This is a genomic window from Bradyrhizobium macuxiense (assembly GCF_007993935.1).
GTDB classification, from domain to species: domain Bacteria; phylum Pseudomonadota; class Alphaproteobacteria; order Rhizobiales; family Xanthobacteraceae; genus Bradyrhizobium; species Bradyrhizobium macuxiense_A.
The window spans coordinates 698,945-716,020 of record NZ_VITY01000001.1; the positions used below are offsets into that span (position 1 = coordinate 698,945).

Here is a 17,076-nt window from a genome sequence, read left to right on the forward strand (position 1 = left end):
CGGGCGGCGAGCCCCGCCCGGCCGCCGCGCGATCGTACAACGACAATCAGTAGCCGGCCGCCAGCCCTGAATTGCGGCGTGGGTCGTTTGCGCCATAGAAGCGGTTGTTGCCGACCGGCTCACCACCCAGCGACGGCGCGCCGACGACGATCACCGCGAGGTGGTTCGCCGGCTGCGGCGGGCCGAATTTGTGGCCCATGTCTTCCAGCATCTTTTGCGTATCCGGCGACAGCGTGTAATTCTCGAGATTGGTCGCCTCCGGTAGCCACTGCTGGTGGAAGCGCGGCATGTCGACGGCCTCCTGAGCGTTCATGCCGTAGTCGATGGCGTTGATCATCGTCAGCAGCACGGCCGTGATGATGCGGCTGCCGCCGGGCGTGCCCACCACCATGACCGGCTTGCCGTCCCTGGTGACGATGGTCGGGCTCATCGAGGACAGCGGGCGCTTGCCAGGGACGATCGAATTGGCCTCGCCCTGCACCAGGCCGTAGAGGTTCGGCACCCCCACTTTGGCGGTGAAGTCGTCCATCTCGTCGTTCAGCAGCACGCCGGTCTTGGCCGCGGTCACCTTGGCGCCGAACCAATCGTTGAGCGTGTAGGTGACCGACACCGCGTTGCCGTCCTTGTCGGCGATCGAATAATGCGTGGTGTTGCTGCCTTCGTGCGGCGACACGCCGGGCTTGATGTCCTTGGACACGCCGGCCTTGGCCGGGTCGATCGCGGCGCGGATCTTGGCGGCGTAGTTCTTGTCGAGCAGACGCTCGAGCGGATTCTTCACGAAGTCGGGGTCGCCGAGATAGCTGTTGCGATCGACGTAAGCATGGCGCATCGCCTCGATCTGGTAATGCACCGCCTGCGCGGAATGGTAGCCGAGCTCCTTCAGCGGGTAGCCCTCGAGGATGTTCAGCACCTCGCAGATCACAACGCCACCCGAGCTTGGCGGCGGCGCCGAGACCACGTGATAGCCGCGATAGTCGCATTCGACCGGCGCGAGCTCACGAACCCTGTAATTGTCGAGGTCCTCCTGGGTGAGCAGGCCCTTGCCGGCCTGGCTCGAGGCGACGATCGCCGCCCCCACCCACCCCTTGTAGAAGCCGTCGGTGCCGCGCTTGCTGATCTCGCGCAGCGTCTCGGCGAGCTCGTGCTGCGTCAGCCGCTCGCCGACCTGGAACGGCTTGCCATTGTTGAGAAAGATCGCGGCCGAGGCGGGATCGTCCTGAAAATCCTTGGTCGCGGTCTGGAACATGCTGATGTCGCCCTGGTCCAGCACGAAGCCGTCCTCGGCGAGTTGCAGCGCCGGCGCGATCACGTCCGCGCGCTTCATCGTGCCGTACTTCTCGCGCGCATATTCCATGCCGGCCACCGAGCCCGGCACGCCGACGGCGAGATGCCCCTTGGTCGACAGGCCGGCGATGACTTTGCCGTCCTTGTCGAGATACATGTTGGCGGTGGCACCCTTCGGTGCAGTTTCGCGGAAATCCAGGAAGGTCTTGCGGCCGTCGGCAAGCTGGATGGTCATGAACCCGCCACCACCGAGATTGCCGGCGGCGGGGTAGACCACCGCAAGCGCGTAACCGACGGCAACCGCCGCGTCGATTGCGTTGCCGCCGCGCTTCAACACCTCGATGCCGACCTGTGTCGCGAGATGCTGCGCGGAGACCACCATGCCGTTCTCGGCGGCGACGGGTGCGACCGAGGCTGCGCGCGCGGGAGCAGCCGACGCGATGCCGATCGAAACTATCGCGGCGACGACCCACCGCGCGCGCACCGTTGAATTTTGCATGGAAGCCTCCCGGGGACTTACGCCGACTATCGCGGCCTTATGATGCGATCTTAGCGCGCAAACCTAGCAGGCCGCTCGCGCGCGCACTATAGGCCCTCGCCGCCCACCCGCAGCCGGCTGTGGCGTCTGCCATAGGCCGTATAAATCACCAGCCCGATCACGAGCCACACCGCGAGCCTGATCCAGGTGTCGAGCGGCAGGCCGAGCATCAGGAACAGCGAGGTTCCGGCGGCAGCCGGGGCCACCAGCCAGATTGCCGGAGCCCTGAACGGGCGCGGCAATTGCGGATCGCGGATGCGCAGCACCAGCGTTCCGATCGAGACCACGGTGAATGCGAACAGCGTGCCGATCGAGACGAGCTCGCCGACCAGCCCGATCGGCAGCAGCCCGCCGAGAATGGCGGCGACGGTGCCGGCGAAGATGGTCGAGACATAGGGGGTCTGGAAGCGCGGATGGATTTTTGCGGCAAGGCCCGGCAACAGCCCGTCATGCGCCATGGCGCGGAAGATCCGCGGCTGCGCCAGCAGCATGATGAGGATCACCGACGTCAGCCCGAACAGGATGCCGAGCTTGATGAAGGGACCGAGCCAGCCGATGCCTACCGCATCGATGCCGACGGCGATCGGATCCGGCACGCTGAGCTTGTCGTATGGCACGATGCCGGTCAGCACGAAGCCGACCGCGACATAGAGCGCGGCGCAGATCACGAGCGAGCCGAGAATGCCGATCGGCATGTCGCGCTCCGGCGTCTTCGCCTCCTGCGCCGCGGTCGAGATCGCGTCGAAGCCGATATAGGCGAAGAACACCACCGCCGCGCCGCGGACCACGCCGGACCAGCCGAATGCGCCGGGACCGGCATTCGGCGGGATCAGCGCGCCCTCCGGATTGCCCGCAGTCACCCAGTTCGCCAGCGATACGGAGGAGGCTGCGGTGGCGAGAAACAATGCGATGACGACGAGCTTGACCACGACGACGAAGCCGGTGAAGCGCGCCGACTCGCGAATGCCGACCACGAGCAGCGTGGTGACGAAAGCAATGATCGCCATCGCCGGGATGTTGATGACCGCGCCGGTCGACGACCAGGCGGCGGTGTTGACGTCGTAGGCGAGCGGCGCCGAGGTGAACTGCTGCGGCAGGTTGATGCCGAAATCGCGCATGAAGCTGACGAAATAGCCGGACCATCCGACCGAGACCGCGATCGCACCGACGGCATATTCGAGGATCAGGTCCCAGCCGATGATCCAGGCGATCAATTCGCCGAGCGTGGCATATGCGTAAGTATAGGCGCTGCCGCAGATCGGCACGGTCGACGCCATCTCGGCGTAGCACAGGCCGGCGAAGGCGCAGGCGACCGCGCCGAGCATGAAGGAGAGCGTGACGGCGGGGCCGGCATTGGCGGCCGCCGCGTGCCCCGTCAGCACGAAGATGCCGGCGCCGATGATGCCGCCGATGCCGAGCGTGACCAGTTGCAGCGCCGAGAGCGAGCGTTTGAAGACCGGCGTCTCCGCGTCGCCGTCAGCGCGCGCCGCCTCGCGCAACAGCTCGGAGGCCGATTTTCGATCCCAGAAGCCGGCCAGGATGTCGGTCACGCCAAGAGCCCTCCGCCTGTCCTCCGCCGCTCGGGTCCAGCGAGACCCGCCGCGATCGGCGAATTATAACGCGGTCGACGCGCGGGCGTTCGCGCGCCAGGCAATTACCGGCGCGCTTATCCACCGCCAAGCGTGGTGCGGCGCCCTATTGGCAGGGGTGGCGTCGGCCGTCGCGGCCGAGGAAGGTCCCGGACGCCGGATCGAAGGAACGATAGCGTGCGCAGGAAGACGATGGCGCCGGCACCGGCATGGCGCCGTAGGCGTCCGACGGGTTGCCGCCGTGTTGCGCGGCCCGCTGGGCTTCACCCCATGGCGTCAAGGCGCCGCCGTTCAGCGCGCTGCGCCCGGGATATTGTGACTCGAGCAGGGCCGGCTCGGAAATCTGGGCAATGACAGGCGAGAACGTCATTCCTGCGAGCAACATGGCGGCTGCAACCGCCCTCAATCCGGACATGCGACCACTCCTATCGATCAATCAAACCAGGTCGAAGGCCGGCCGAGCCGCCCCCAAACCATATGGTGGCGGCGCCTCACCGGGCACAGGGCCCGCGGCGTCACGATGCTGCGAGCCAACCGGCTGTGGCTCGCCACTCAGTGGTTATGCACGTCGGGCCGCGGGTCCGAGACGAACCCTTCGCGGTTCGGCATCTTGACGGCGGCGAGCGACTTGGCGTCGAGCACGGCATTGGCGGGGACGACGCCGTTGAGGCTGAGGATGTAGGCGGACACCGCGTAGACGTCCTCATTGCTCAGCGACTGCGGCGCATTCTGCGGCATCGCGCGGCGGATGTAATCGAACAGGGTCGAGGCATAGGGCCAATAGCTGCCGACGGTGCGGATCGGTTTGGGGCTCGCCAGCGTGCCTTGACCGCCGACCAAGCGATCGCCGACGCCGCCCTGCCCGTTGTCGCCGTGGCATGCCGCACATTGCTCGGCGAACACGGTGCGGCCGCGCTCGACGCTGCCGCTGCCCGGCGGCAGGTTGGAGCCATCGCGGCCGATATCGATGTTCCAGCCCGCGATCTCGGCAGGCGTTGCCGGACGCCCGATGCCATAGCGATCGTCGGCCTGCGCGGCAGCGGCAAGCATCGCGATCGCACCCACGACGAACGCCGCCTTCAGGTTACGCCTGGGCATTGGTCACCTCGCCATTCGCATCGATGCGCCAGGGCCAGATCGCATTGTTGTGGTAGAACGAGTTGAGACCACGCACCTTGACCAATTCCGCCAGCGTCGGCTGCGTGTAGCCGGTCTCGTCGATGGCGCGGCTCTGGATCACTGCGGGGGTGCCGTCCCAGTGCCAGGGCAGGCGGAAGCGCGTGAGCGCGCGCGTCAGCACCGGCTCTTGCAACTCCGCCTGTTGCCAGCTCTTGCCCTCGTCGAACGATATCTCGACGCTCTTGATCTTGCCATGGCCGCTCCAGGCTATCCCGGTGATCTCGTGGAAGCCGTGCGTGGTCAGCTTCTGCCCACCCGACGGCCGCGTGATGATCGACTTGGCTTCCATGTAGAAGGTGAATTCGCGCGACGTGCCGTCCGGCATCGGGTCGGTGTACTTCGAGGTCTCCTCGCGCGAATAGGCCGGCTCGGCGGTGACCTTGAGCCGGCGCAGCCACTTCACGTTCATGTTGCCCTCGAAGCCGGGCAGCAACAGGCGCAGCGGATAGCCCTGCTGCGGACGCAGCCGTTCGCCGTTCTGGCTGTAGACCAGCATGGCGTCGTCGAGGCACTTCTCGATCGGGATCGAGCGCGTCAGCGCGGCGGCATCGGCGCCTTCGGCGACGATCCATTTGGCGCCTGGCTGCAGGCCGGCTTCATCCAGCACTGTCTTCAGCGGCACGCCGGTCCATTCGGCGCAGCTCAGGAGGCCGACGAGGTCGGAAGCCGTCTTGCCGTAGGGCTTGGTGTAGACCGGATTGCCGGAGCACTCCAGGAAGTGGATGCGCGATTGCGACGGAAAGCGGCGGATGTCCTCCATCGTGAACACCAGCGGGCGATCGACCATGCCATGCAGCATCAGCCGATGCTCGGCCGGATCGATGGTCGGCACGCCGCCATGGTGGCGCTCGTAGAACAGGCCGTTCGGCGTGATGATGCCGTCGAGCTCCTGCAACGGCGTGCGGCCCGACGCCGAGATATATTGCGGCAGCGTCTTCGAGATGTTCTTGACGACGCCCTTCTCGTGCACCGATGGCGTGCCATAGGGCTGGCTTCCCATCGGGTCGCCGGGCGCTTTCATCCATTCCGGCACGTTGGGCGGAAGATTATTCCCCTGTTCGGCGAGCGCAGGAGAACCGGCAACTCCCGCCATCGCGGAGCCTCCGGCCAGTGCCGCACCCGCCTGAAGAAATCGCCTGCGCGACGCCTCTCGCACGCGCTTGTCCGTCGTGTGTTCGCTCATCGACGTTTTCCTCTGACGTTACCGGAGCATGATCCGGAAAAGTGCCAAGCGGTTTTCCCTCGCGACAAACGCGTAGCGTTTGCGTGGAGATCATGCCGGGACAACAACCTAAAGCGCGATGACGATTCATCGTGCTTTGGTGCAGCCTACCAAACGCCCGAGGCGAGGCAATGATCGCGCGTGCAGAGCTGCCATCAACTGCCCGCGACGACGGGCAACTTGTCGATCGAGCGGATGCCGGGGCGGCCGCGCCAGTGGATGTGCTGGGGTTTCACCGCGAGCCGGAGATCGGGCCAGCGCGTGAACAGCGCTTGCAGCGCAGATGCCGCCTCGATGCGTGCCAGCTGGTGGGAGGCAGAAATGGATTCCGGTCCCGAACGAGATATGCCGGTTCGGCTTGCGTGCGAGATCCATTCGTTCGGGACGCTCATGCACCGTGGGATCGATATTGGCGGCCGCGATCATCGCCATCACCCGGTCGCCCTTCTTCAGATGAACGCCGCCGAATTCGACGTCGCGCCTGACGTAGCGCGGCTTGGTGAACTGCACCGGCGAGACGAAGCGCAGAAACTCCTCGACCGCGAGGCCGAGGCGGTTCCAGTCAGCTGTCAGCCAGTCGCGCCGCGCATGGTCCTTGAGCAGCTCGAAAACCGATCCGCTGATCAGATGTGTCGTCGTTTCCGACCCGGCACCGAGCAGCAGGAACACCATCGACACCATTTCGTCCGGTGTGATGCGACCGCCTTCCTTCTCGACCTGCACCAGTTCCGCGATCAGCCCCTCGCCGCCTCGCTCGCGCGCGAACTGCAATTGCTGCGCGAGGTACTTTCGCATCTTCGACAGCGAACCCATCATGCGCAGGAAGCTGATCGGGCCTCGTAGCTGCGTCATCGCGCTGGCCCAGGCGATGAATGTCGGCCGGTCGGCCAGCGGCAAGCCGAGCAGCTCGCAAATCACCGAGACCGGCAGGATGCGGGCATAGCGCGGGATCAGATCGGCCGGGCTTCCCGTGGCGAACAATTCGTCGGCGAGGCGATCGGCGATGCCGCGGATGTGCGGCTCCATGTCGAGCACAGCGCGGCGGCGGAATGCCTCGTCCACGATGCTGCGCAGCCTCGTGTGATCCGGCTCGTCCATCGTTAGCATGTTGTTGGCGACCGCGGTGATCGACTTCGGCATCCACCAGCGCAGGCCGGCGACCTCGCCGTCCTCCTTGCGCAACGTAAAGGTCGCGCTCTCCTTCAGCATCACTGAGGCGGCATCATAGGTCGTCGTCAGCCAGACCCGGCCGACGATCGGAAACCTGACCTCGACGACCTCGCCCTGGGCACGCAGCATCGCAATGCCGGCGGCAGGATCCCGGTTGAATGTCTCGCTGGAAAAATCCGGCTGCGATGCCATGGCGCCACCTCATGCCGCCGTTCGCGCATCCGGAACATGGTGCGAAATGCCGTGTATGCAAGGCCGGTGCGTTTGCCGCTATGGAACCAGCGGCGCAGCGTGGCCGCTGCTCGCCGATCCTTCCATGTGACGGCTCACATCCGTTCGCCGGGTAATCGACTGGCTTGCTTCACCCAGGCGGTGAATTGGGCTTCGTCGAGCTCGTCGTTCTCGTGAATGTTGAGATAGCGCGTATGCTGCTGCTTGGACTCGCCCGGCGGCACGGGACGCAGCAATGCGCCGCGAAAGAACGCCACCTTGATGTAGCGGGTGAAGACATGGATGCCGAGGAACCAGCCTTCGCCTGCGACGCCGTAGAGCGGCGAGTTCCACTTCACCGCCTTGTGCACGCCGGGGACGGTCCGCACGATGAGCGCGTCTAGCTTGCGTCCGACCTCGCTTTTCCACCCCGGCATCGCCGCGATGTAGGCTTGCACGGGCGCGTCACCAACTCCCATTGCGATCTGCGGATTGCCGCCCGCGAGCAGACGCGGCTTTGCAGCCCCGCGCGTCGCGGCTGCCTTGTTTGCGCTCTTCTTGGCGCTCTTCGCCGACTTCCTGGAGGACTTGCCAACCATTGTGCCTGTTTCCACCGGTTCACATCCCGCGCGCTGCGCAGCGTTCGCCGACCCGGATCATATGGTTGTGCGTCGATGTTGTCGTCACTGTCCGCGCCCGTATGTGGCGGCGTATCGACGCGCGCGATCGGTCCGCTTACCGCAGTCCGGCGCCTAGTCGATCACCGGCGGCGTGCCATGGGTGTGAAACGACTCGATCGTCTTCAACCCCCAGGCCTGGCCCTTCTTGCGCTCCTCCTCGGTCCACACGATCGGCTTCCAGTCCGGCGCAAGGATCAGGCGGGCGCCGGCGTTGGCGACCTCGACGCGATTGCCGCCGGGTTCATAGACATAGAGGAAGAAAGTCTGCTGGATCGCGTGTTTGTGTGGCCCGGTCTCGATATGCACCCCATGCTCGAGGAAAATATCGGCGGCCCGCAGGATCTCCTCGCGGCTGTCCAGCGCGTAGGTGACATGATGGAATCGGCCCCGCTTGCCGTAGTGGTCGCGCGTATAGGCGAAGTCGTAGCTCTTGTTCGACATCGTCATCCACATCGCCGCTTCGGTGCCGTCGTTGAGCACGATCTGCTCGGTGGTGCGGCATCCCAGGTAGTTCTCGAAGAACAGGCGATTGGCCTTGATGTCGACCGCGAGGCAGTTGAGATGGTCGAGCCGGCGGACATTGACGCCGCGGGCCGGAAAGCGCTGCGCCTGGTTCTTCAACGCAGGCTTCAGCCCGGCCGGCGCCTCGTACCATTCGGTCTCGTAATAGAGCTCGATGACATGGCCGTCGGGATCGCGGCAGCGGAATGCCGGTCCCTGCCCCATGTCGCCGTCGATCCAGCCGATGTCGAAGCCCGAGCCCTTCAGCGCGGCGACGCGGCGCTCGAGCGCCTGCGGGCTGCGCGCGCGCAGCGCCATGTGCTCCATGCCTGAGGTCTTCGATGCGGTCAGCTTCAGCGAGTAACGCTCATAGTCGTCCCAGCCGCGCAGATAGACCGATTCGCCCTGTCGGCCGCTGACCGTCATGCCCATGACGTCGACGAAGAACGTCAGGCTCTCGTCCGGCTTCGGCGTCAGCAGCTCCATGTGCCCGAGATGAGCGAGATCGAAGATCGGTTCCGGCTGCATGGGGCGGTCTCCTCGCACGACGCCACCGACGTCTTTCCGCTCGGGCGAGCGGTGCCGGGGCGATTTGTACTAGTGTACAAAGGATTAGGTCCCGTCAACAAATTATTGGCACCGGCAATCGCAGCCCTCGGGTGAGACCAGCCTCCGCGCCTAGCCCTTGGACGCCATCACCGGCGCCGCATCGTGCGGCCGGGACATGGTCGCCGACACCGTCAGCGCGACGGCAAGCGCGCACACCATGCAGAGCTTCATCCGCGCCGTGCGGCGATCGGTCATCGGCAGGAAGAAGAAGAACGCGATGGCCAGAACGAGAAGCGCATTCACGAGATAGTACATGGCGGGACCCTCTTGTTGCGTATCAACAAGATGGCCGGCGCTCGCGCGGCATTCCGTGGCCGGAATCACATAGGGAACGCCGCGGCGGTCAGGCGACCGAGACGGCATCCTCGCGATGCGAGGATAGCAGCCTGCGGATCTCGACATCCGGCACCGGCCGGCTGAACAGGTAGCCCTGCATCTCGGTACAGCCGAGGGTCCGAAGCAGACTGCGCTGCTGCTCGGTCTCGACGCCCTCGGCGGTCGTGGTCATGTCGCTCGCGGCGGCAATGTTCACGACGGCCTGGACGATCGTGGACGACGCGCCCGTCCCGGCGAGATCCTTGATGAAGGCACGGTCGATCTTGATCTTGTCGAACGGGAAGCGCTGCAGATAGCTCAGCGACGAATAGCCGGTGCCGAAATCGTCGAGCGCGATGCGCACGCCGAGCTCGCGGAGCTGATGAAGGATGTCGAGCGCGGCCTCGTCGTCGCGGATCAGCACCGCCTCGGTGATCTCGAGCTCGAGCCGCGCGGGCGCGAGCCCCGACGCCGCCAGCGCGGCGGCGACGTTCAGCGCCAGCGTCTGGCTCTTGAACTGGATCGGCGAGACGTTGACCGCGACATGGATATGATCCGGCCAGTTCACGGCTTCCCGGCACGCAGTGTTGAGCACCCAGTGTCCGAGATCGTTGATCAGGCCGGTATCCTCGGCGACCGGGATGAAATCCGCGGGCGAGATCGTGCCGCGTTCGGGATGGCGCCAGCGCAGCAGCGCCTCGCAGCAGCTGACCCGGCCGTCCCCTAGATGGAGCAACGGCTGATAATGCAGCTCGAAGCTGCCCTCGACGATGGCTTGGCGCAATTCGAGCTCCAGGCTGCGCCTCGCCTTGGCGCGCGCGTCCATGCCGGCTTCGAAGAAGCGGTAGGTGCGGCGGCCGTCGCTCTTGGCTCCATAGAGCGCGAGGTCGGCGTTGCGCAGCAATTGATCGAGGTCGAGCCCGTCGGTGGGCGCAACCGCGATACCGATGCTGGCATCGGTCGTAATCAGGTGCCCGCTGCAATCGATCGGCTGGCGGATGCTCTGGTAGATCGCGGCCAGCAGCTGCATGGTCTGGGTCTGATCGCGGACCGCGGTCTGGATCACGGCAAACTCGTCGCCGCCGAGCCGCGCCGCCACATCGGTTCCCCCGAGGCAGGAGCGCAGACGATCGGCGATTGCCCTCAGCAGCTCGTCGCCGATCTGATGGCCGAGCGCGTCGTTGACGGCTTTGAATTCGTCGATATCGATATACATGACAGCGAGCTGGTCATCCGGCCCGATCGTTCTCAGCGCCTGCTCGAGGCGCTGGCGGAACAGCACGCGATTGGGCAGGTCGGTGAGCGCATCATAATGCGCCATGTAGGCGATCTTGCTTTCGGTACGCGTCCTCTCGGTGACATCCTCGATGGTCGCCACCCACCCGCCCTCCGGCAGCGGCTTGTTGACGATCTCGATCGCCCGGCCGCCCGGTGCCTCTGTCAGCTGACGCGTCGCCTTGCCCAGCTTCACATTGCGGATGATGGCATCGCAGAACGCGTCGACGTCGCCGTCGAACGAGCCGGTCTCCTGCCGGTGCGCGATCAGCCGCTGCATGGTGCAGCCCGGCTTCGCCACGTCGGGCGAAAGCCCGAACATCTCGATGTAAGGGCCGTTGCAGATGATGATGCGCGCCGACGCATCGTAGAGCACGAGCCCCTGCGGAATGTTATTCACGGCGGTCATGAGATTGCGGCGCTCGGTGGCGAGCCGCTCGTCCGAGACCTGGTGTCGCTTCAGCAGCAGGAAGACGATCACGGCCATGATCGCAAACGCCGCCATCAGCAGGCCTTCGCGCTCGCTCCATTGCGCGGTCGCGCTTCCCAGCAGACTGCCGACAAGCAGGCCGGCACAAAACGCCAGCCCTTTGGTCGAACCGGCGTCGGCGTTTCCTGGCGATGAATTGCGGTGTTCGGTGCGCACGCTGATCTCTCCCAAGCGCGGCATCGTTACGCAGCACAGATGGAAAGGTCGTTACAACTCGCAGTTAGCAATCGGTTACGCGATACCTGGAGCCAACGTGCAACACATCGCGCCTGACCTCCGTAAAGCTACGGAGCCGCCGCTGCACTCCATCAAGATGGTGAATCCCGCATTAACGGATAAACCGTCAAACCAACGCTTCTGTGCCGGAAAGCGACGATTTCGCCGCCGATGCGCGCGACGGAGCACAATCTCACGTCACGATAGAAACAAATCGTCACCGGGAAGGTGTAGATTTAGCCGATGCCGAACCCCGGCGACTTAACGCTTTTTCCAATCCCGGGCGGGCATATTGGTCCGGACATTTAGATTTCGAGAACGAGCCAGGCTGGAACTGTGACACCTTTCGGACGTGTGATCTCTGTGCGCGGCTCGCAGGCCCGGGTGGGGCTGCTGGCGGGCGGCCAGATGCAACTTTCAGAAATGCGCGCGACCGTCGGCCGGTTCGTCAGCATCCGCTGCGCGAACTCGGTCATTGTCGCGATGATCACCGAGGTGTCGTGCGAGAACCTGCCGGCATCCGACGAATACATGGCGACCGCCTCGGTCGACCTGCTCGGCGAAATCCTCGGCGGCGACCGCCCCAAATTCCAGCGCGGCGTCACCCACTATCCGACCATCGGCGACAGCACCGATCTGATCACCAACCAGGAGCTGCGCACGGTCTATGCGCCGAGCGGCTCGGACCAGATCAATGTCGGCACGCTGCAGCAGGATCGCTCGGTCATCGCCTATGTCGATGTCGAGGAAATGCTTTCCAAGCATTTCGCGGTGCTCGGCTCGACCGGCGTCGGCAAGTCCACCGGCGTGTCGCTGCTGCTCAACGAGATCCTGAAGTCGCGGCCGAACCTGCGCATCTTCCTGCTCGACGTCCACAATGAATACGGCCGCTGCTTCGGCGAGCGCGCGCAGGTGCTCAATCCGCGCAACCTGAAGCTGCCGTTCTGGCTGTTCAACTTCGAAGAGATCGTCGACGTGCTGTTCGGCGGCCGGCCCGGCGTGCCCGAAGAGCTCGACATCCTCGCCGAAGTGATCCCGATGGCGAAGGGCATCTACACCCAGTACCAGAACTCCGATCGGGTCGGTCTCGGACTGAAGCGCATCGACCCGAAGCAGGTCGGCTATACCGTCGACACGCCGGTGCCCTATCGCCTGGTCGACCTGATCTCGCTGATCGACGAGCGCATGGGCAAGCTCGAGAACCGCTCCTCGCGCATCATCTATCACAAGCTGATCTCGCGCATCGACGCGGTGCGCAACGATCCGCGCTACGCCTTCATGTTCGACAATGCCAATGTCGGCGGCGATACCATGGCCGAGGTGATCAGCCATCTGTTCCGCCTGCCTGCCAACGGCAAGCCGATGACCATCATGCAGCTCGCGGGCTTCCCGGCCGAAGTCGTCGATTCCGTGGTCTCGGTCTTGTGCCGCATGGCGTTCGATTTCGGGCTGTGGAGCGACGGCGTCTCGCCGATGCTGTTCGTCTGCGAGGAAGCGCACCGCTACGCCTCCGCCGACCGCAATATCGGCTTCGGGCCGACCCGCAAGGCGGTGTCGCGCATCGCCAAGGAAGGCCGCAAATACGGCGTCTATCTCGGCCTGATCACCCAGCGCCCGGCCGAGCTCGACGCGACCATCATCTCCCAGTGCAACACGCTGTTCACGATGCGCCTTGCCAACGACCGCGACCAGGCGCTGCTGCGCTCCGCGGTGTCGGATGCCGCCGCCAATCTGCTGTCGTTCGTGCCCTCGCTCGGCACCCGCGAAGTGCTGGCGTTCGGCGAAGGCGTGGCGCTGCCGACCCGGCTGCGCTTCAAGGAGGTGCCGCCGCACCAGCTGCCGCGCGGCGAGGCCACCATCGCGACGGTGCCGTCGGTCACCGCCGGCCACGACATGCATTTCGTCAGCGCCGTGCTGGAGCGCTGGCGCGGCGCCACCTCGCATCGCGACAGTCCGAGCGGCGATGCCAACTTCAACGCTCCGCCGCCGGCGCGCACCATGGCGCCCGCCGAGGCGCCGATGCTGCAGCCGTCACTCGGTCTCGATCCGGATCGCTTCTCGCTGTTGAAGAAGCCGCTGCGCTAGCCGCATTTCGTCAGGATTCTGCCAAGGCGCCAATGCGCCTTGCGCCCGACCCGTCATCCTCTATGGTTTGCCGTGACGCCGCATCCATGCGGCATGCCGGAACCATCTCATGACACAGCCGACCGCCAAACGCTTCGCAACGCCCGCTCTCGACAAGCTCCCGGAGGATATCCGCACCCGCATCCTGGCGGTGCAGGAAAAATCCGGCTTCGTGCCGAACGTCTTCCTCACCCTGGCCTATCGTCCCGACGAGTTTCGCGCCTTCTTTGCCTATCACGACGCGCTGATGGAAAAGGACTCCGGCCTCTCCAAAGCCGAGCGCGAAATGATCGTGGTGGCGACGAGCGCCGCCAACCTGTGCCAATATTGCGTGATCGCCCATGGCGCGATCCTGCGCATCCGCGCCAAGAATCCGCAGATTGCGGACCAGATCGCGATCAACTACCGCAAGGCCGACATCACGCCGCGGCAGCGCGCGATGCTCGATTTCGCCATGAAAGTGAGCCGCGCCGCCGAGGAAGTCGCCGAGGCGGACTTCGCCACGCTTGCCGACCACGGCTTCAGCGACGACGATGTCTGGGATATCGCCGCGGTCGCGGCCTTCTTCGCGCTCTCCAACCGGCTCGCGAACGTCACCGGCATGCGGCCGAACGACGAGTTCTACATGCTCGGCCGGCAGCCGAAGTAGTAGTGAAGTAGTAGTAGAGGACGCCTTGGCAGACTGGAGCGAGATCATCCTGCGCCTCGGCGCGGCCACTCTGGCGGGTGGCGCGATCGGGCTTGACCGCGACCTGCGCGGCAAGCCGATCGGCCTGAAGACGCTGGGCCTCGTCAGCCTCTCGACCGCCATGGTGGTGCTGCTGGCGCTACAGTCGGTTCAGCCCGGCCAGTTCACCGATGCCGTCAGCCGCGTGATCCAGGGCGTGCTGACCGGCATCGGCTTTCTCGGCGCCGGCGTGATCATCCGGCGGGGAGACCGCTTCCAGGTTCACGGCCTGACCAGCGCCGCATGCGCGTTCTTCGCCGCGTGCGTCGGGATTGTCTGCGGCGCCGGACATTGGCCGATCGTCGTCACTGCCGTCGCGCTGGCATTCCTGCTGCTGACCGTGGGCAGACGCGCCGAGCGGTGGCTACATCACGTGCTCGGCGGCAAGGAGTATCCGCACGAGCCGGAAGCTGCGCCCGGTCAGTCGTCGGATGCTGGGCCGCACCAGCCGGGCAGATAGACCGCCCCCTGGCTGCGGCCGAGCGCCAGGCCCTTTTCCAGCGCCTTGGCGAAATTGTTCTCCACCGTCTTGCGCGGGATATGGCGGCGCAGGAAATCGGCCCACAGGAATTCGCTGAACGGCGTGGTGTCCTTGGCGAAACCGCCGGCCCGGCGCATTTCGCCGGCGAGGCTGCGGAACGGATCGTCCTTGAGGTCCTTGATCGATTTCGGAATATCCCTGAAGTGCCGGCGTTCGCCCTTGGAGTCGTAGGGATAGACCCAGCGCTTGTTGTCCATCACGCCCCAGAACACGTCACGCTCGACCATCGTGAGATCGCCGATCACCGTGACCAGGATGTCCTTGACGCCTTCCTCGTGCAGCGCCCGCGCCATGTGATGATGGTCGACCACGTAGTAGCGATCGTCGGGTCCGTGGACCACCGGGATCATGTGCTTGCCCAGAAGTTCGGCGCGCTTCTTGTCCGAGCTGTGCTCACGCCAGCGCTTCCGCTTCTCCTTCACCTCGTGCATGCCGACCGTCATCTGGGTCGGTCGCAGCGACAGGATCGGGACCGGTTTGACGTAAGGCTCGCGCGTATGGGCCATGAATTGCACTCCCGTTTGACCGGCACTCCGGAATGGGTTCCATTATGACATGATGTCTCAGGCAGACGAAAGAGCCGGTTCGGCGGAATGGCTTTGAGAGCAAGCGAACGCGTGAAGGCACGCACGGTCCGCCTCGGCAACCGCGAGGTCGTGACCGAGGGATTGGAGCTCAGTTTCTGGGCGGACATCAGTCACCGCTGCATGACGGCATCGTGGCCCGCCTTTATCGGCGGTGCAGCATTGGTGTTCATCACCTTCAACGGCGTCTTCGCGCTGCTCTACTGGCTCGGCGATCACCCGATCGCCAACGTGGCTGACGGCCAATACATCGACTACCTCTATTTCAGCATCGAGACACTCTCGACCGCCGGCTACGGCGACATGCATCCGCAGACCCATTACGGGCACTTCATCGCCGCCATCGAGCTCTTCACCGGCATCTTCTCGATGTCGCTGATGACCGGGCTGATCTTCGCCCGCTTCTCGCGGCCGAGCGCGCGCCTGCTGTTCGCCGACAACCCCGTGATCTCGGACCACGAGGGCGAACGGACGCTGATGATCCGCCTTGCCAATGAGCGGCACAACATCATCGCCAACGCCACAGCGCGACTGTGGCTGTTCAAGAACGACCTCAGCAAGGAAGGCATGGCCTATCGCCGGTTCTTCGAGCTGCCGCTCGCGCGCAGCGAAAGCCCGGCATTGGCACTGAGCTGGACCCTGTTTCATGTGATCGACAAGGACAGCCCGCTGCACGGCCTCAACGCGGAAGACCTGGAAGCCATCAATGCCGGGCTGGGCCTCATCGTGTCGGGCTATGACGACGTTGCAGCGCAAACTTTGCATGCGCGAAAATCCTACGAACATTCCGATATCCGTTTCGGACATCGCTATGCCGAAATCCTGCGCGCGACCGACGACGGCCGTCTCAGGATCGACTACAGTCGGTTCCACGAGACGATCGAAGCATGAATACCACCTCTGCGGGTACCAAGATTTTAGGTGTGAAACACGCCGAACATGCTAAACATGAGTGGCGACGCGACCGGACTGACAACAGTGAAGACGCAGCGGCCAATTTCCTCGGATGACGAGCACGTGGTGCTCAAATTCCGGCCGCGTACCTCGGCGCAGCCGCCCGGCAAGCGCGAGGACCCGGCCCGATCGACCCGCCCGACTTCCGTCGCTCCCGTTTCCGTCGCCAACGACCTCTCCCGCTACGAGAAGCCGCGCGAGGAGCCGGATGACTTCCGCCAGCGCATGCTCGCCAACATCGCCGCCTTTGCCTTCACCGTGGCGCTCACGGCGATCGGCATCTGGCTTGCCATGAGCATCGCCGATTTGCGCAAGACCCAGGATTGCGTGCTGATGGGCCGCAGGGATTGCGCGAAGATTACGGTGATGCCGCGCACCTAGGCTGGCCGGAACCGTGCCCAAAAACCGTCCTCGCCGGGCCGGCCAAGCTCCATTGAACTAACGGCCCTGCTCCGATATACGGGCACACGACTCCCGGCAGCAGCAATAGGGCATTCCGGGGCAACGCGCCCGCCTCCTCCGAGCCGACCCGGAATTACCTTCAATATATCAAAGGCTTAATGATGTCCTCCACATTCGAGCAGATCGCCAACATTATCGCGGAGACCTGCGACATCCCGCGCGATACGATCAAGCCGGAGAGCCACGCGATCGACGATCTGGGGATCGACAGCCTCGACTTCCTGGACATCGCCTTTGCCATCGACAAGGCCTTCGGGATCAAGATGCCGCTCGAGAAGTGGACCCAGGAGGTCAACGACGGCAAGGCCACGACGGAGCAGTACTTCGTGTTGCAGAATCTCGCGGACCGCATCGACGAGCTGGTCGCGGCCAAGAACGCGGGCGCGGGCTCGGCCTCGTAATCGCC

The 17,076-nt window shown here is 64.8% G+C and carries 15 protein-coding genes and 2 pseudogenes; 6 read left to right on the plus strand and 11 right to left on the minus strand.

All coding sequences use genetic code 11. The annotated features are described in order from the left end of the window. Positions 1–46 precede the first annotated feature (46 nt). From ggt to FBZ93_RS03400, 10 genes and pseudogenes are all read right to left on the minus strand, one after another. A complete protein-coding gene (gene ggt / locus FBZ93_RS03355; RefSeq protein ID WP_146984536.1) occupies positions 47–1,783 on the minus strand; it encodes a gamma-glutamyltransferase in 1,737 nt (578 codons plus the stop codon). A gap of 86 nt (positions 1,784–1,869) precedes the next feature. Further along, positions 1,870–3,372, minus strand: a complete 1,503-nt coding sequence (locus FBZ93_RS03360) for an amino acid permease (protein ID WP_246667340.1) — start codon at positions 3,370–3,372, stop codon at positions 1,870–1,872. Positions 3,373–3,517: 145 nt separating this feature from the next. After that, positions 3,518–3,826 (minus strand): BA14K family protein, encoded by a 309-nt coding sequence (locus FBZ93_RS03365; protein WP_146984537.1) that lies wholly within the window; start codon positions 3,824–3,826, stop codon positions 3,518–3,520. Positions 3,827–3,963: 137 nt separating this feature from the next. Next, the gene (locus tag FBZ93_RS03370; RefSeq protein WP_146984538.1) at positions 3,964–4,509 is read right to left on the minus strand and encodes a c-type cytochrome; all 546 of its coding nucleotides are present in this window, start codon (positions 4,507–4,509) and stop codon (positions 3,964–3,966) included. After that, on the minus strand, positions 4,496–5,773 hold the full coding sequence (gene soxC, locus FBZ93_RS03375) for a sulfite dehydrogenase (protein WP_146984539.1): 1,278 nt from the start codon (positions 5,771–5,773) through the stop codon (positions 4,496–4,498). The genes FBZ93_RS03370 and soxC overlap by 14 nt, the downstream gene beginning before the upstream one ends. A gap of 194 nt (positions 5,774–5,967) precedes the next feature. Further along, positions 5,968–7,174 (minus strand): annotated as a pseudogene (locus FBZ93_RS03380) (cytochrome P450). A 134-nt stretch (positions 7,175–7,308) separates the two neighbouring features. Further along, complete coding sequence (locus FBZ93_RS03385; RefSeq protein ID WP_146984540.1) at positions 7,309–7,791, minus strand: DUF1801 domain-containing protein; 483 nt, start codon at positions 7,789–7,791, stop codon at positions 7,309–7,311. A gap of 153 nt (positions 7,792–7,944) precedes the next feature. After that, a complete protein-coding gene (locus FBZ93_RS03390) occupies positions 7,945–8,901 on the minus strand; it encodes a catechol 2,3-dioxygenase (protein WP_146984541.1) in 957 nt (318 codons plus the stop codon). Positions 8,902–9,051: 150 nt separating this feature from the next. Continuing rightward, positions 9,052–9,237 (minus strand): hypothetical protein, encoded by a 186-nt coding sequence (locus tag FBZ93_RS03395; RefSeq protein ID WP_050627033.1) that lies wholly within the window; start codon positions 9,235–9,237, stop codon positions 9,052–9,054. Positions 9,238–9,325: 88 nt separating this feature from the next. Beyond that, positions 9,326–11,116 (minus strand): annotated as a pseudogene (locus FBZ93_RS03400) (putative bifunctional diguanylate cyclase/phosphodiesterase); the annotation flags it as partial. Positions 11,117–11,614: 498 nt separating this feature from the next. Between FBZ93_RS03400 and FBZ93_RS03405 the strand changes: the two are divergent. The 3 genes from FBZ93_RS03405 (at position 11,615) to FBZ93_RS03415 (ending at position 14,589) form a co-directional block, all read left to right on the plus strand. Then, positions 11,615–13,363, plus strand: coding sequence for an ATP-binding protein (locus tag FBZ93_RS03405; protein WP_146984543.1), 1,749 nt, complete (start codon positions 11,615–11,617; stop codon positions 13,361–13,363). A gap of 109 nt (positions 13,364–13,472) precedes the next feature. After that, complete coding sequence (locus FBZ93_RS03410; protein WP_146984544.1) at positions 13,473–14,051, plus strand: peroxidase-related enzyme; 579 nt, start codon at positions 13,473–13,475, stop codon at positions 14,049–14,051. 25 nt (positions 14,052–14,076) lie between these two features. Further along, positions 14,077–14,589, plus strand: coding sequence for an MgtC/SapB family protein (locus FBZ93_RS03415; protein WP_146984545.1), 513 nt, complete (start codon positions 14,077–14,079; stop codon positions 14,587–14,589). Here the strand turns inward: FBZ93_RS03415 and FBZ93_RS03420 are convergent. Beyond that, complete coding sequence (locus tag FBZ93_RS03420) at positions 14,550–15,176, minus strand: ParB-like protein (protein ID WP_146984546.1); 627 nt, start codon at positions 15,174–15,176, stop codon at positions 14,550–14,552. The genes FBZ93_RS03415 and FBZ93_RS03420 overlap by 40 nt on opposite strands. Positions 15,177–15,287: 111 nt before the next feature. Between FBZ93_RS03420 and FBZ93_RS03425 the strand changes: the two genes are divergently transcribed. The 3 genes from FBZ93_RS03425 (at position 15,288) to FBZ93_RS03435 (ending at position 17,071) form a co-directional block, all read left to right on the plus strand. Then, positions 15,288–16,145, plus strand: coding sequence for an ion channel (locus FBZ93_RS03425; RefSeq protein WP_246667341.1), 858 nt, complete (start codon positions 15,288–15,290; stop codon positions 16,143–16,145). A gap of 87 nt (positions 16,146–16,232) precedes the next feature. After that, positions 16,233–16,589 (plus strand): hypothetical protein, encoded by a 357-nt coding sequence (locus FBZ93_RS03430; RefSeq protein ID WP_146984732.1) that lies wholly within the window; start codon positions 16,233–16,235, stop codon positions 16,587–16,589. 182 nt (positions 16,590–16,771) lie between these two features. Beyond that, entirely contained in the window at positions 16,772–17,071 is a 300-nt protein-coding gene (locus FBZ93_RS03435; RefSeq protein ID WP_050419055.1) for an acyl carrier protein, read from the plus strand. Positions 17,072–17,076: the final 5 nt, after the last annotated feature.